The organism is Aliikangiella marina (assembly GCF_007004765.1).
Lineage (GTDB): Bacteria > Pseudomonadota > Gammaproteobacteria > Enterobacterales > Kangiellaceae > Aliikangiella > Aliikangiella marina.
The window spans coordinates 14,150-30,207 of the sequence record NZ_VIKR01000002.1 but is presented as its reverse complement, the minus strand read 5'-3'; the positions used below and the strand labels follow the sequence as shown (position 1 = coordinate 30,207).

Genomic DNA, 16,058 nt, shown 5'->3' with positions numbered 1-16,058 from the left:
CTGATTTGTTTCCTTCACATTCTATCGATTTAACGACAGTAATTCCTAACATGTCCCTACGACTCACTCTGAGAATCAAGCGACTTTTCAGCCGGTTGATTATAGCTTGTTTCTTTATTAATAAACCTTACTTTAAGTAACTACCATCCATAACGGCTTGCCACCAGCCTTGATTACTTAAATACCAAGCAACCGTCTTATTAATTCCTGTTTCAAAAGACTCTTTAGGACGATAATCTAACTCTTTAAATGACTTATTGGGGTCAATTGCATACCTTCTATCATGACCGGGCCTATCAGTTACATAAGTTATTAACTCAGCTGACTTACCATTTTTCGCAAAGCTCGCCTTTGGGAAACGCTCTATAAGTGAAGTGTCATTCTTAAATGCTTCGTCCACCAAGCCACAAATCACTTTAACAATATCGATGTTGGCCCATTCGTTGTTGCCGCCGATATTGTAATTTTCTCCAATTCGACCTTTGTTTAATACCAAGTCAATTCCATAAGCGTGATCGGTAACATACAACCAATCTCTAATTTGTTGTCCATCGCCATAAATGGGCAATTCCTTATCTTGCAGAATATTCGTTATCACCAAAGGAATGAGTTTTTCTGGGAAATGATAAGGCCCGTAATTATTGGAACAATTGCTTGTTGTAACATTCAGCCCATAAGTATGATGGTATGCTCGAACCAAGTGATCGCTCGATGCTTTACTTGCGGAGTAAGGTGAATTAGGCGCATAAGCAGTATCTTCAGTAAACGCTGGGTCAGTTGGAGATAAAGTCCCGTAAACTTCATCAGTAGAAACATGATGGAACCGGTGATTCTGTTTAACCGAATCAATGAATGGCTCATCTAGCCATAGCTGCTTTGCTGCCTTGAGTAATGTATAAGTACCAATAATATTCGTTTCAATAAACTCATCCGGACCGGTTATTGAGCGATCAACATGACTTTCCGCCGCGAAATGAACTATCGTATCGATATTGTTGTTTCGTATAATTTCGCAAACTTTTTCAAATGAACAAATATTTTCATGATAAAAAGTAAAATTATCATTATTAATTACAGGAGCTAAATTCGCTTTGTTGCCAGCGTAAGTGAGTGCGTCGATGACGACAACTTTATCCGCTGGATAGGTTTCCATCCAATAATGCACAAAGTTAGCACCAATAAAGCCCGCGCCACCAGTAACCAGAATATTTTTCATTTCAATACTTCACTTCTCAAAAATAATTAATCTAACCCGGACATACCGGTTAATTCCGATATCATTTCACTCAGTCTTACCCGCCAATGTTCAATTCCTAACCCTGGGCAATCTTCTAGTAATTTAGATTTATCCAAAACGCTATAACTCGGTCTTTCGGCAGGTGTCGGGTAATCACTTGTCGCTATCGATCGAATTGGAATCGCTTTTTCAAGTAACCCTTTTTCTATTGCGAGTTCTTGTATCGCAACTGCGAAGTCATACCAACTTGCAACACCAGCATCGGTCCAATGGTAAACTCCGACTAATTTTTGTTTCGCTATTTCAATTAAAGTTCTCGCTAAATACTTTGCGCTAGTTGGGCTTCCAATCTGATCACCAACGACACCCAATTCTTGCTTGTCATTCATAAGACGCAGCATAGTCTTGACAAAGTTATTGCCTATCACAGAGTAGACCCATGAAGTTCTGATAACGGCACTATTAGCAGCATTAAACTTCCAAACTAAGCGTTCACCTTCTGCTTTACTACCGCCATATACACCGATAGGCTTCACGTTGTCCTCAATCTGATAAGGCGAACTTTTCTTCCCATCAAATACAAAATCAGTGGATATATGCAGGAAATAAACATTGTTGTCTGCACAATATTTTGCCAAATACCCTACTACGGTCGCATTGAGAGCAAATGCAGCCTCTTGGTCAGATTCAGCCTTATCGACAGCGGTATAGGCAGAAGCATTGATCAATACATCAAATTTCAATTGCTCGAGTGCCTCAGTCATTGACTGCTTATCAAATAAATCGATGTCTTTTCTGCCGAGACAAGTAATTTTAATTTGATCATTGCCGAGCCTCAAAAGCTCGCTTGCAACCTGTCCACTCTTTCCAATCACAAGAATTTTCATATTAGCTTTTTAATCTATACATTTCAGGCAAACTTCGGCGCGTCTTTAAAAGAAAGTCCTTGCTCATCTTTTGCCGATAACTGTGGATTAGTTCCCGCCCTTATTGGCCAATCGATACCAATTTCGGGATCGTCCCATCGAATTGAGACTTCGTAGTCAGGCGCATAATAATCATTGCACTTATAAACAAATTCGGCGGTTTCACTCATTACATAAAAACCGTGGGCAAAACCAGCTGGAACCCACATTTGCTTCTTGTTTTCAGCTGAAAGTACTACCCCAACGTATCGACCAAAGGTTTTAGAAGACTCACGTAAATCAACAGCAACATCGAAAACTTCTCCTTGAGTAACTCGAACTAGTTTACCTTGAGTGTTCTCGGTTTGATAATGAAGACCACGTAGAATTCCAAAGTTTGAACGGCTATGATTATCTTGCACAAAAACTTTTTCGCTGCAATGTTTTGCGAAATCACTTTGACGATAGGTTTCCATAAAAAAACCCCTTTCATCCCCGAATACTTGTGGAACTAAAATTTTTACATCAGATATTTCAGTTTCAATAAATTCCATTTCTAATCCTAAATAGTCGATTGTCTTTTTATTCGTCAATAAAACTCAAAATTAAAACACAATCTTAGCGTCACTCGCTCTTTCAAAAGAAAGACTTAAAATAATCCCGGTTTAATTCAAACCTTAAATCGATTGAGACTCAAGCAATCCCAATAAATAAGCACCATAGCCGCTTTTATTCAATGGCTCGGCTAATGCTCTCAAATCATCTGAATTAATCCAGCCATTTCTAAAGGCGATTTCCTCTGGGCAGTTAACTTTCAGTCCTTGCCGTTTATCAATAGTGGCTATAAATTGCGCAGCAGCCAATAGGTCATCATGAGTTCCGGTATCAAGCCAAGCGGTTCCGCGCCCCATAAGCTCTACACGAAGGTCATCTAGTTTAAGGTATTGGTCAATTACATCAGTAATTTCTAATTCCCCGCGAGCGGAAGGTTTCACATTTTTAGCAATCTCGACAACTCTATCATCGAAAAAATAAATTCCTGGAATTGCATAATTTGATTTAGGCTGTTGTGGTTTTTCTTCGATTGAAATGACTTTACCTTCTTTGTCAAACTCAACGACACCATACGCTTTCGGGTTGGCTACATGATATCCGAAGACGGTGCCTCCTTGGGTATTCGCATTGGCTCGCTGTAACGTCGACATTAAATAATGTCCATAAAATATATTATCGCCCAATACGAGTGCTGCCGGCGCACCATCTAAAAATTCTTCCGCGAGTATGAATGCCTGTGCGAGACCATCTGGTGAGGGCTGTTCTTTATATTCGATAGTCAGTCCAAACGAGCTTCCGTCACCAAGTAAAGATTCGAAGCGTGGCAATTCTTCCGGAGTCGAAATCAACAAAATTTCTCGAATACCTGACTGCATTAAGGTCGCTAATGGATAATAAACCATTGGTTTATCATAAATCGGCATCAGTTGCTTACTGACTACCCGAGTTAGAGGGTGGAGGCGCGTTCCGCTACCACCCGCAAGAATTATCCCTTTTCTTTGTTTTGACATTGTTACTACTCACTGTATAAATCATGAAGACTCTATAATCTTCCACGATCTGAATAAATAAAATTTAAAAAAATTGATTCAGTGTCAATTTCACTTGTCGTCGAATCAACATTAAGTTGTATACTATTTCTAGTCGCGTGTTGAAGTGAAATTTGAAAGTTACTCGAGAAAGCATAATTAAAAGTCACGCTATAATTTTCAATCTCGTTAGCGGCTATCGAAGTAAAGTTGGTATCAAATTCACTTTCACTTTTGATATAATTAAGGCGTATACTAGAGCGACTTCCATTGTTAAATAATCGGTTTAAAGAATAATCAATTCCTATTGAGCCTAACTTTCTTCTCTCAACGTCATCCGATTGGAACTGCTCAATCTCCGCATCAGAAAAACTTAAAGTAAAATCAAAAAGTGCGTCATCGTGAGTAAAACCAATAGAGTACTCTTCCACAATTTGAACTCGTGCAAACGCATTTTGCTGATTAACATTGACTGTATTTGCATTTTGGTTGGTGTCCAACTGATTATTAAAACTATTTGAATAAGCCAGTTCGATATTGTTTTTTACATTGATTTGTCTGGTAAGTGTTAAAACTTGAAGATCTTGGTTTAGTTCTTGATTGTTGTCGTCAACAATTTCTGATTGCCCTAAATCAAGCTGGATTTGATTGGTTGCGTCTCGCATTACCCAACGCAAAAATATATCATCACGATCATAATCGATAGCACTCTGCTCCGACTCTTCATACTCGGTAATCGCAGTTCTTAGGTTTAGCGATAATGCACTGGTTGGATTAACTTGTTTTTCATAATTGACTAAAAAACTTTGAGTTGCATTGGAACTATTTTGTCCGAAAATGACTTGTTCGGTTTCTTCTAAGTAATAATCAAAATAAGTGTATTCTAAATTGATACGGTCGGTTGGACTCAGAGAAAAGTAGTACCTTGGGCGCATTACCGCGACCCGCTCATCTCGCACGTTATTGACTTCTTGAGTGCTGAAGCGATTGATAGGAACTTGGCCATAATTTAATAACGTGAGTAATGTAAATTTGGACTGTAAAGGTTTGTATAGAACAGAACTCTGAAAGTCATATAGCTCTTCATTTTGTAATGTATCATCGGAATATTCAACACTTGACACTTGACCAGCAAGATCAATATCCCATTCTCTGAGCTGAAAAGAATCTAATCCAAAATTTAAACCGAGCGAATAAGCCTCACCCTCTTCTCCGTCCAATTGTCCGGAAATATTGTTACTATCTTCTACTTGGGTGATGATAGAGTAATTGTATTGCGCGGCACGTAGGGAAGTACTAACCAAAAATGTCAGTACTAAAACAAAACAACTCAAAAAGTTTATGAATGATGCCAATTTTGTTTTTGTTCTTATTGGACTTAAATCCTTTTTCATGACTTCCTATCAAGTTTAGAACTCGTCGAGAACGACCCCAGCGAGTTTATCTTCCCCGATTGCAAGACATGCCTGCATCACTTCTTCATCAGAGCATTTGCCGTATGGAACAACCAGAACGACCATATCACATAGCTCTATTAAGATTCGGGTGTCTGCTGAATCTTCAATACTCGGCGCATTAATAATGGGGTAACGATCGGGATATCGACCAACCAACTCTCGAACAAAATGACTCATCTTGTCAGTTGTAAAATATTCTGCCGAGTTTTCTCGTGGTAAACCGCTTGGCACAAATCTTAATCGAGGAATTCCCGTTTTATACAAAACTTCACCGCTTTCCCACTCTTCGTTCTCAAGAAAGTCGATCATTCCTCGCGACTCTCTCATCTCGAAAATATCGTTTAAATGAGGGTATCGAATATTTGACTCAATAAGCATCGATGTTTTGGCTTCATCTAACGCAAAGGTTGCAGCAAGGTTCGCTGCAATAAGGTGAGAATTAGACTCGGGAACAACAGAAGTAACCAAAGTAACAAAATTCTGGTCTCTCGATAAAGATAATAGCTTGGTTCGTAAAGTACGATAGCGATCAAGTAAAGTGCTGTTCTTCATACCAGGATAGATTAAACTTTTATCCTGTAATTCCTTGAGGGTAAAATTCTTGGCTTGCTCCATCTGAGAAATCCCAGTTCTGGAGTCAGCAAGATCTTTAGAATTCTTTTTGGTTACTAGCGGTAACTTTTCCGAAGCTTCTTCGATCAGTTGTTTTTTCTCGTGATCTTCAACGTCCTCAGAAATTTTCATCGCTTTGAGGTAAGCTTTTTCAAGAGTACTCATGAAATCACCCGTATCTTCTTAAATAAATTGCATAGGCGTAGATGCTCCAAACTAACAGCACCGTAATAACCATAGCGACTAACTTTAGCTTTTCTTTTTTATTTTCAGCACTCGACGGAATTTTGTACACCGATGCTAAAACAGGTACTCGGAATGTTTCTTTGAAGAAAAGCTGATTGCGAACTTTCTGATCTAACTCAGCGAGCCCCCAAACTAATAACGCGGGAATAATAAAGCTAATCACCAATCCAGCGAGAATTATATGCGCAAAACGAATGCCCTTAGGCGTAAATGGTAACGAAGCTTGATCTTGTACCTTGAGTGATAAGCCCTGGTTTTCGATATCGATATTCATAGATACCCGAGCATTTTCACGTTGTGCTAAAAGGTCGTTATACATGTTTTGGTTGATCGTATAATCGCGTGTCAATTCCGACATTTCCGCTTCTACTGCGATAATTTTTTCGAGAGTTTCCTTTTCTCTTTCTATACGCGACTTAAGCTGCTCAATTCGAGAGTTTAAGGTGGTGATTTTACTTTCAGAAAGTAATATTTGACGGCGCAGTTCTTGGGCTAATACACCAGTTGGTTTTCCACCAGCATTTCCGCGTCCCTCTTCACGTTTGCGAACCACTTCGGCTAATTGTGCTTTTAATGTTTCTATTTGTTGTTTGATTTGAACGACATCGGGATAAGTCTCCATGTAATTCAATAGCAGCTCGTCACGACGATTTTCGAGTTCGGAAATTCTTGTGCTTAAGGTAGTTTCTTTTTCGATTTCTCGATTTGTTTCGTTACCTTCGCCTCGAAGTTGTTTTTGGCGAGTTAATATCGAAGACTCTTCAGCAGATTTTTCAAGCTCCGCAGCCTCAAGTTCGGTGTTTAGTTCAACCAGTCGTTCACTTGCATTCTCTTTCGCGCCCGGCGTCGACTCGACATTACGTGAGCGAAAGTCTTTTATCGCATTTTCTGCAGCTTGTAGTTGCTGTTGATAAATCGCTACTTGATTGTCGATAAACTCAAAAGCTGATCGACTCTCTTCCTGCTTCGCTTCTAAACTTCCGTCGACAAACACTTTTGTAAAAAGATCTGCCGTTTCAAAAGCCTTTTGTGGATCCGAATCGCTGTAACTAATTTCAATCAGATTGTTACCAACATTTTGAACAGATGTATTGGCTTTGATAATTTTGTTATAGGCCTCAAGAGTAAACTCTGAGATATCATCACCTAATGTCTTTTTCCAAACATCAAGCTCAAGAACTTGATCAATTGATTTTTTACTGAGGATGATTTGACGCGCTCTGCGGGCTTTATCTTCGACTTCAGTAGTGACAGCTGTACCTTGCATGAGAGGACTTAAGATAGATTTTGAATCAACCAATACAACACTGGTAGAAGTGAATACTCTCGGCGACATCCAAGCGGCCGCAAGAAAGGCCATTGAGGTAATAAAATAGACTGCGATCACGAGCCTGCGATTAGACCAAACTTCCTTTCTTATGAGTCTTAAATAAAATGCCAGCTGAGTATTCATTAGCCTAATCTACCTTAGAAGTTTCTTTCCGGAATGGACAACACGTCACCAGGCTGAATTGCGTAGTTAGTAGCCATTTCACCGTTGTATAAGATATCAGCTAAATCGATATCAAGTTGCTCTAAATTACCTTGAGTCCGGCGAAACAATTTTGTTCCGTTTGCAGAAGCAAATTCATTCAATCCCCCAGCAGCTAACACAACATCTAATACGGTCATCCCTTGTCGGAAACTGATCGATATTGGATTACGCACCGCACCGGTTACTCTCACTCGAGACAGATACTCATGGCTTCGCAACTCACCGAGAATGACTGAAACTTGAGGATCGCGAATAAATTTAGATAACTTTTTGGTGATCTCACCAGCTACATCTACTGGCGTTTTGCCCCCCGCTAGGATTTCGCCAGCCAAAGGTACCGATATTTTACCATCAGGTCTTACCGGAACTTGAATTGATAAATCTGGGTTTTTCCAAACATTGACAATCACAATATCATCCACGCCGATATAGTACTGATCAACCAGCAAAGTTTTATTTTCACTGACTTCTTGCGCATATCGCGCTGACTCTGGAATTTGACTGCATCCTGCTAACAATACGACTAATAGTAATGCATTGATTCTCAACATATTTACCACCAATATCCGTCCATAAACCTGTTAATTTATTGTTTTTCAATAGTTATTATTCAAACAACTTTTGCCTTCGATGATTCCAACTTCCATCCGTCAGACTATCACATTGCACCTGAAATGGCTGTAATTGTTTGATTTTCGACCGTATTATAAAAACTTTCTGTTGCTTGTACAAAATATATACAAACAAACCACCCATCCAAGCTCGAATACTCTACTTGAAATGGTTTTCACTATGATTACATTCACTGTGGTTATAAAAGGGGAAGTGACGAGCTCGACTGGGTTAAAGTCCGCTCTCTAGATGCTATAACTCACTTCCCTTTTTACAACTCGCTATTCCCTAAGCACTTTAAAAGCTATAGCCTGATTAGATTGTACTGTACTGGGCCCCGTTCAAGCTTGATTATTCGCTTGCTTAACCGAGCACTTTCAGCCTGAAAATGGTACCGAGTGACTCATTTACTGTCAAGTTTACGACGCCCCGTCCCACCTTAATTTGCTCATTTGGTGACCAGATTCACAAATGAGATATCTCTTGATTTAGCTACCCGCAGCTCGCTCAAGCTCTGGCTTCAACAAACTCGATAAAACTACCAACAGTTTCAAAAACCTCAGCAGACAAATCGTCGTCCTCAGCCATAAAGCCAAATTTTTCCTCAACAGCAGTAATCACTGACACAATCGCCATTGAGTCAAACTCAGGGATATCACCTAGCAAAAGTGTCTCTTCGGAAAGATCGTCGACAGACAAATCGAGAGACAGCGTTTCGATTAACAACTGCTTGATACTAGCAGCAACTTCTAGATTACTCATAAATCGGGTCTTTGGCTTAAATTGGCGCGATTCTATCAATAACCAAGCCGCTTTGCACTGCCAATTTTAATGGAGACTCGATAGAGAGAGTTAATAACTATTGGTTTGTAGCTTCGGGTAGTATTCCAGAGGCTTTTTACTTATCCTATGAGGACTTTTTTCTCAGCATATCAATCAGGACACCAAGGTGACTGAAAATTCGACTTCTTTTGATAAAAATCGCATCAAAATAGTCCTTCTTGAAGGCATTCATCCCAGCGCAGAGAAGGTTTTCGCCAATGATGGCTACACCAATGTGGTCACTGCGGCCAAATCACTTCCTGTTGAGGAACTAAAAACCGTTCTCTCCGATGCTCATTTTCTGGGTATCCGTTCACGAACCCAGGTAAACCAAGCACTCCTTGATTTTAGCCCGAAGCTAGCGGCGATAGGCTGTTTTTGTATTGGTACCAACCAAGTAGACCTCACTGCAACCCGAGCACGAGGAATCCCGGTATTTAATGCGCCATTTGCTAACACCCGCAGCGTTGCCGAACTCGTACTTGGTCAAATGATTCTATTGCTTCGTGGCATTCCGGCGAAAAACGCCGCAGCACATCGTGGAGAATGGCTGAAAACAGCCGAAAACTCATTCGAGACTCGCGGCAAAATTTTGGGGATAGTGGGTTACGGGCATATTGGGACCCAGATTGGTATTCTTGCCGAAAACCTCGGCATGAAAGTTCAGTTTTATGATATCGAAAACAAATTATCATTAGGTAACGCCAGAGCTGCCGAGAGCTATCAACAGCTCTTAGCGACTTCGGATGTGGTGAGTTTCCATGTACCAGAAACGCCGCAAACTAAAAACATGATGGACGAGACTGCTTTCAAACACTTAAAAGATGGTGCTATTTTGATTAACGCTTCTCGCGGTACGGTTGTTGATATTGACGCACTTGATAAAGCGTTAGCTAATAAAAAAGTCTTAGGCGCCGCTATTGATGTTTTTCCTGTTGAACCAAAGTCAAATGAAGAGGAATTCGTCTCACCGCTAAGACAGTATGATAACGTGATTTTAACTCCTCACGTCGGTGGCAGTACCAAAGAAGCGCAAGCTAACATCGGGATCGAAGTGAGTGAGAAGCTGGTAAAATATAGCGACAATGGCTCCACTTTATCTGCTGTGAACTTCCCTGAAGTTGCGCTTCCTTCCCACTCAGGTAAACATCGTATTTGTCATATTCACCACAATGAGCCAGGAATTCTCGCAAGGATTAACGACATGTTTTCGAGCAACAATGTCAACATCGCCGCTCAATACCTCCAGACTAAGGACCAAGTCGGGTATGTGGTAACCGATATCGACCAAACCTCAAGTGACAAAGCATTCGAAGCCTTGAAACAAATACCGGGCACAGTGCGCACCCGAATCCTCTACTAAAGCAAGCACTCGCTTGAATTAGGCGACTAATGGAAGGCTCATAATAAGCCTTTTGTTAGTCGCTATATTGACCCGTTTGAACCAATCTTGACGAGATAGTCAGTCAACCTCGTAAACCGGATTCCCAAAGTCTGTTCCAAATATGGTGATATAACTAAAAAATCGTACTTATTAGCATTTTAACGCACCATTTCGGTGCAATATTCAACTGCATCGGCTAAAATCACCAAAAAGGTTAATCATTTAAACCATCTAATTATGTCAATCGCACCATCACTGCACACCTTGGGCACGTCTATTGTAATGCTTGATACCCAAAACCAGGTTGTCTATCTCAATCAATCTGCGGAGCAACTTCTGGGCTTTTCAGGGCGCCAAGCCATGTCCGAAAACTTTTTCGATCTTATTCGCGGCGACCTCGACGCAAAACTCATTAGTCAGTTTTCGCACCAGCAACAAACCGCATTTCTCGAAGAAATGGAACTCAAAACAGCAACTGGCATAGTTACTGCTAATGTCATGCTATCCAACTATGAAGAAGACGGCATCGAATATCTCGTCATGGAGCTGCAAACCAGTGAACATCATGCGCATATTCGAAAAGATATGGAACTACAACAACAAAGTCGCGTCAGTAATCATTTGATTCGCAATTTAGCCCATGAAATCAAAAACCCACTCGGCGGGATCAAGGGGGCGGCACAGCTCATGGAGCGAAAATTGCCATCAGAATACTCCAATAAATACACCCAAATTATAATCCAAGAAGCCGATCGATTAAGCAGTCTAGTCGGTCGATTATTGCTGCCTGCAGAACCCGAAGCTCAAAGCCAAATCAATCCACATCAGATAATCGACAAAGCTGTTGATGTGTTGATGTTGCAGCAATCCCACAAGATACAGATCGTAAAAGATTATGATCCGAGCTTGCCAGAAATTAATGTATCTGCCGGCCAAATACAGCAAGCTCTCATGAACCTAATTAAAAATGCGATGGAAGCCACTGACGAACATGGGGAAGTCAGATTACGAACACGTATACTCCATCAGCAAACGATTGGAAAATTACAACACCGCCAAGTTATCCGAATTGATGTAATCGATGATGGAGATGGAATACCAGACAACATAAAGAGGGACATTTTTTTCCCCACAATCAGTGGTAAAAACAGCAGTGGTTTGGGCCTTAGCATTGCACAATCACTGGCTCAACGTCACGGCGGCATCATTGAAGTCGAAAACTTACCTGGGCATACCTGCTTTAGCCTTTACTTACCGGTAGTGAACGAGAATGACTAATCAACACAGTAAACGATTATTATTAGTTGATGACGATGACAGTATTCGTTGGGTACTCAATGAATTACTTCAGGATATGGGTCACCAAGTAACCCAAACTAGCTCAGCGGAAAGCGCTATTGCGCTGCTTGAGAGGCAGGTTTTTGATTTGGTCATGTCTGATATTCGTATGTCGGGTAAAAGCGGCATGGAACTGTTAGCCAAGTGTCAGCGCGACTATCCAGAACTGCCAGTCATCATCATGACAGCGCACTCTGATCTTGAAAGTGCCGTAGGCGCATATCAAAGTGGTGCTTTTGAGTACTTACCGAAACCTTTTGATTTAGACGAGGTATCCGCAACGGTAGAGCGAGCCTTAACGCCGAAGCAAGTTGCGACACCAAGCGCTGACGACACGCCACCGGTTAAACGTTTTTCTATTATTGGCGAATCTCCGGCAATGCAAGACCTCTATCGAGCGATTGGCCGACTGTCTAATTCACAGGTCACTGTCTTATTACACGGAGAATCCGGGACAGGTAAAGAACTAGTTGCCAATGCGCTTCATCAACACAGCCCTCGCAACGAACAGCCCTTTATTGCTTTAAACATGGCCGCTATCCCCAAAGATTTGATTGAATCTGAGCTATTTGGACACGAAAAAGGCGCATTCACCGGAGCAAGTGGACGCTATATGGGAAGGTTTGAACAAGCCGACGGTGGGACACTATTCCTCGATGAAATTGGTGACATGCCACTAGAAACCCAAACTCGATTACTCCGAGTATTATCAGAAGGGGCTTTTTACCGAATTGGCTCGACCCAGCCAACTCAAGTCGATGTGAGAATAATTGCCGCCACTCACCAAAACTTACTCGACAAAGTTGAAAAAGGTGAATTCAGAGAAGATCTTTATCATCGCCTAAACGTTATTCCATTACATTTACCACCACTTAGAAATCGAAGTGGCGACATACCACTGCTCTCGGAGTTTTTCCTGGATAAGATTTCTCAGGAAATTGACGAACCGAAAAAACAACTCTCGGAAGAGGCATCAAAAGCATTACAAAATTACCAATGGCCGGGTAACGTCAGGCAACTTGAAAACGTCTGTCGTTGGCTAACGGTAATGGCCAACAGTCAAGTAATCGTTCCAGCAGACTTACCTCCAGAATTACAAGCGGCAAAAAATAAAGAAATCCCTACTGTCCAATGGCAGAACATTCTCGCGAACAAATTAGTGAACGAATATCAAAAAGGCGACCATGAAGCTTTTATAAAAATTCAAGATGAGTTTGAACAAATCATTATTAAAACGGCCCTCGAAACAACAATGGGCAAAAAGGCGGAAGCCTCTAAAGTGCTCGGCTGGGGACGTAACACTTTGACCAGAAAACTTAAACAGAGTTAGTTTAATGAAGTTAGCGGTTAACCAAAGTATCAGGGACATGTTTAGGCCTGAAGAAATAGCACTGTTCTGCCACTAAGCTAAGATGACACTGCATAGGTTAGTCGTTAGAATACTCCGCACAGAATTTTAACTCATAAATCATCATGTTAAACATCGTTCTTTTCGAGCCAGAAATACCCCCCAATACCGGTAACATCATTCGACTGTGTGCAAACACTGGCTTTAAGCTCCACGTGATAGAACCCTTAGGCTTTGAGCTCGACGATAAGCGTATGCGTAGAGCGGGTCTTGATTATCACGAGTTTGCTGATGTAAACATTTATAAAAGTTTTGCCGATTTTCAGGCTAAAAGAAATCAAAATGCAACGCTGTTTTGCTGTGAAACAAATGGAAAACAAGGTCCAGCTGATGTTAAGTTTAACGCAGGGGACTATCTAATATTTGGTCCGGAAACGCGCGGGCTGCCCGAAGCAGTTTTAACGAGCGTAAAAGAACAACAAATCCTACGTCTACCCATGATTGAAAATAGTCGTAGTCTCAACCTGTCTAATAGTGTCGCTATTTTCGTTTATGAAGCTTGGCGACAACTCGACTATCAGGGCTCGTTTCAACCTAGTGAGTAACTTAGTCATCTATGCATTATCTTACTGTGAGCACTCTTCGTTAGGATGAAATTTGAATGCTTGACTTGGGCAGGGCAAACCTTTAATTGAGTTTGATTCGAAAAACTAGAATTGAAAAAGTCGCTAATCGCCGAAGCTTAGTCCCCTTCAACTTTCATCGCTCGAGTCAGCAGCGCTCTCGCCGCTACTTTGGGATCTTGCTGATTGTATAGAATATCGTATATCGCCTGACAAACTGGCATATCGACCTGCTCTTTGTCCGCCAGTCGTTTGACCTCTTTGGTATTGCGCATACCTTCCACTACCTGGCCTATCTCTCTCGCGGCTTGTTCAGCACTCGCACCACGCCCGAGGGCTAATCCAAAACGACGATTACGAGACTGGTCGTCAGTGCAAGTCAGCACCAGATCACCCAGTCCTGCCATCCCTGTGAAAGTCTCGCGAGAACCGCCAATCTTTTCTCCCATACGCATCATTTCGGCTAAGCCTCTTGTGATCAACGCCGTTCTCGCGTTAGAACCAAAACCTAAACCATCCGCAATACCGGCACCGATGGCAACGATATTCTTAAAGGCCCCGCCAAATTGAACGCCTTTTAAATCGTTACTCATATAAACTCGAAAGCTATCACTCATCAAACGTTGACCAAGCTCTGAAGCGAGTTTGTCATCATCAACCGCCATAGTGATCGCTGTTGGAGAGCCTATCGCCAACTCTTTAGCGAAAGTCGGTCCCGATAACACCGCTTTGGGTCTATCTTTACCAAAAACTTCTTCCACCCGAGTATCTAAAAATTCACTGGTACCGGGCTCGAGACCTTTGCACGCCCATATGATCCGACGCTCACCATCGTCGAGTTTTTTCAGTTCTCGTAAAGTATCTGAAAACGCGTGGCTCGGCGTCGAAATCAATATATCGCGCGCGCCTATGACAGCTGCTTCAAAATCCGCAGTTACTTGGAGATTATCAGGTAGTGGTGCGTCGGGAAGATATTTTAGATTGAGTCGATTTTTATCTATCTCGGCGACTTGTTCGGGATCTCTTCCCCATAAAATCGTTTGGTTACCATTTCGCGCGAGAAGAATAGCCAACGCGGTACCAAAAGAGCCAGCCCCTAGTACCGCAATTGGTTTGCTGAATATATCAGTCATCCAACTCAGCTTATTGGACGGTTTCTGAACCTGAGTTTTCAGCGCCAGCTTGTTGCTGTTGCAATTGTGCCATTTTCTCCATATACAAGCCCATGAAGTTAACCGGCGTTAATTGAATTGCAGGGAAACCAGTACGGCCAATTAAACTCGCGATCGTTTCACGAACATAAGGGTAGAGTGACTCAGGCGCCGCTGCACCCAATAACTGATGAGTTTGTTGTTCGTTAAAGTTCTTGATAAGAAATAATCCAGCTTGCTGAACTTCGACTAAGAAAGCAGTTTTCTCTGATACTTCTGCGCTTAAAGTGATACTCAATACAACCTCGTAAATATCATCTGCCACTTTGCGCGACTTACTATTCATTTCCATTTTTACTTCAGGTTTGTATTCAATATTGAACATTTCAGGCAAGTTAGGTGCTTCAAATGAAATATCTTTAACGTAGATCTTTTGGATTGAAAATTGTGGTTGTTGCTGTGCCTCAGCGCCTGCAGCTTCTGGATTTACGTCTTGTTGATCGGTCATGATGTCTCTCTTTATTTCAAATTATAGTGTTAATTATTTTCGTCAGTTCTCGTTTAATCAGGCGTAACCCCAGACGACTACTTAACGACAGGTAGATTGTCTCCGGTCCACGAAGACATGCCCCCGGTGAGTTTGTGCAAGTTCTCAAAACCCTCTTTTCTAAGCGTTTCGCATGCGCCACCCACTTGGATACCATTGGCACAAACCATGATAATGGGTTTGTCTTTGTATTTTTCAAGGTCTCGTGCTTTATCTTTTAATTGGCTCAAAGGCATATTGATGGCACCGGGAATATGACCTTTACTGAAATCACCCTGACCTCGAATATCAACAACCACAGCCTCATCTCGGTTAACATAATTAGTTAACATTTGGGTGGTTATTGATTTAGGCCCGTGAGCCATCAGACGCACTTGAACAGCCAATAGTAGCACCGCGACAACAACCCAAGCACCAAAAAGCGCTACGTTGTTCATCGCAAATTGAGTAAATTCTGTCATTGCCTTCCTTTAAAACTATCTAACTATCTATCGCCAGCCCCACTTAACTAAGCTTATGCGGCTAGTATAAGGCCGAGCATTATACACAGAGTGCCACGAGCGATCTATGACTCGAAAACGACGAATTGGTTAAAAAAAACTTTAAAATAGAGTGAATATTAACTGAGAATAGTAAATCGTTGATTTTCTTAGTAAAAA

Annotated in this window: 16 protein-coding genes; 4 read left to right on the top strand and 12 right to left on the bottom strand. The window is 41.5% G+C overall.

The features are described from left to right. Positions 1-127: 127 nt before the first annotated feature. The 9 genes from rfbB to FLL45_RS06325 all read right to left on the bottom strand — a co-directional run bounded on the left by rfbB (position 128) and on the right by FLL45_RS06325 (position 8,948). Positions 128-1,216: a dTDP-glucose 4,6-dehydratase gene (rfbB, locus tag FLL45_RS06365; protein ID WP_142941198.1), complete on the bottom strand. Its 1,089-nt coding sequence runs from the start codon at positions 1,214-1,216 to the stop codon at positions 128-130. A gap of 26 nt (positions 1,217-1,242) precedes the next feature. Then, positions 1,243-2,124 (bottom strand): dTDP-4-dehydrorhamnose reductase, encoded by an 882-nt coding sequence (gene rfbD / locus FLL45_RS06360; RefSeq protein WP_142941197.1) that lies wholly within the window; start codon positions 2,122-2,124, stop codon positions 1,243-1,245. Between the two features lie 23 nt (positions 2,125-2,147). Further along, on the bottom strand, positions 2,148-2,696 hold the full coding sequence (rfbC, locus tag FLL45_RS06355) for a dTDP-4-dehydrorhamnose 3,5-epimerase (RefSeq protein WP_142941196.1): 549 nt from the start codon (positions 2,694-2,696) through the stop codon (positions 2,148-2,150). 123 nt (positions 2,697-2,819) lie between these two features. After that, positions 2,820-3,707: a glucose-1-phosphate thymidylyltransferase RfbA gene (gene rfbA / locus FLL45_RS06350; protein WP_142941195.1), complete on the bottom strand. Its 888-nt coding sequence runs from the start codon at positions 3,705-3,707 to the stop codon at positions 2,820-2,822. Between the two features lie 32 nt (positions 3,708-3,739). Continuing rightward, complete coding sequence (locus FLL45_RS06345) at positions 3,740-5,029, bottom strand: hypothetical protein (RefSeq protein ID WP_142941194.1); 1,290 nt, start codon at positions 5,027-5,029, stop codon at positions 3,740-3,742. Between the two features lie 105 nt (positions 5,030-5,134). After that, entirely contained in the window at positions 5,135-5,959 is an 825-nt protein-coding gene (locus tag FLL45_RS06340) for a P-loop NTPase family protein (protein ID WP_142941193.1), read from the bottom strand. A gap of 4 nt (positions 5,960-5,963) precedes the next feature. Continuing rightward, positions 5,964-7,493: an XrtA system polysaccharide chain length determinant gene (locus FLL45_RS06335; RefSeq protein WP_142941192.1), complete on the bottom strand. Its 1,530-nt coding sequence runs from the start codon at positions 7,491-7,493 to the stop codon at positions 5,964-5,966. Positions 7,494-7,507: 14 nt separating this feature from the next. Continuing rightward, positions 7,508-8,125 (bottom strand): XrtA/PEP-CTERM system exopolysaccharide export protein, encoded by a 618-nt coding sequence (locus FLL45_RS06330; protein WP_142941191.1) that lies wholly within the window; start codon positions 8,123-8,125, stop codon positions 7,508-7,510. Positions 8,126-8,693: 568 nt separating this feature from the next. Next, entirely contained in the window at positions 8,694-8,948 is a 255-nt protein-coding gene (locus FLL45_RS06325; protein ID WP_142941190.1) for an acyl carrier protein, read from the bottom strand. A gap of 187 nt (positions 8,949-9,135) precedes the next feature. Between FLL45_RS06325 and serA the strand changes: the two genes are divergently transcribed. From serA to trmL, 4 genes are all read left to right on the top strand, one after another. Further along, positions 9,136-10,371 (top strand): phosphoglycerate dehydrogenase, encoded by a 1,236-nt coding sequence (serA, locus tag FLL45_RS06320; RefSeq protein ID WP_142941189.1) that lies wholly within the window; start codon positions 9,136-9,138, stop codon positions 10,369-10,371. Between the two features lie 258 nt (positions 10,372-10,629). Next, positions 10,630-11,670, top strand: a complete 1,041-nt coding sequence (gene glnL / locus FLL45_RS06315; protein ID WP_142941188.1) for a nitrogen regulation protein NR(II) — start codon at positions 10,630-10,632, stop codon at positions 11,668-11,670. Then, positions 11,663-13,060, top strand: coding sequence for a nitrogen regulation protein NR(I) (gene ntrC, locus FLL45_RS06310; protein WP_142941187.1), 1,398 nt, complete (start codon positions 11,663-11,665; stop codon positions 13,058-13,060). Before glnL ends, ntrC begins: the two co-directional genes overlap by 8 nt. A gap of 143 nt (positions 13,061-13,203) precedes the next feature. Beyond that, positions 13,204-13,683 carry a tRNA (uridine(34)/cytosine(34)/5-carboxymethylaminomethyluridine(34)-2'-O)-methyltransferase TrmL gene (gene trmL, locus FLL45_RS06305; RefSeq protein ID WP_142941186.1) on the top strand — a complete coding sequence of 160 codons (480 nt, stop codon included), beginning with the start codon at positions 13,204-13,206 and terminating at the stop codon, positions 13,681-13,683. Positions 13,684-13,820: 137 nt separating this feature from the next. On the opposite strand, the gene FLL45_RS06300 is transcribed toward trmL, so the two are convergent. The 3 genes from FLL45_RS06300 to FLL45_RS06290 all read right to left on the bottom strand — a co-directional run bounded on the left by FLL45_RS06300 (position 13,821) and on the right by FLL45_RS06290 (position 15,860). Then, positions 13,821-14,834, bottom strand: a complete 1,014-nt coding sequence (locus FLL45_RS06300; protein WP_142941185.1) for an NAD(P)H-dependent glycerol-3-phosphate dehydrogenase — start codon at positions 14,832-14,834, stop codon at positions 13,821-13,823. Positions 14,835-14,844: 10 nt separating this feature from the next. Next, entirely contained in the window at positions 14,845-15,360 is a 516-nt protein-coding gene (gene secB / locus FLL45_RS06295) for a protein-export chaperone SecB (protein ID WP_142941184.1), read from the bottom strand. Positions 15,361-15,437: 77 nt separating this feature from the next. Continuing rightward, positions 15,438-15,860, bottom strand: a complete 423-nt coding sequence (locus tag FLL45_RS06290; protein ID WP_142941183.1) for a rhodanese-like domain-containing protein — start codon at positions 15,858-15,860, stop codon at positions 15,438-15,440. Positions 15,861-16,058: the final 198 nt, after the last annotated feature.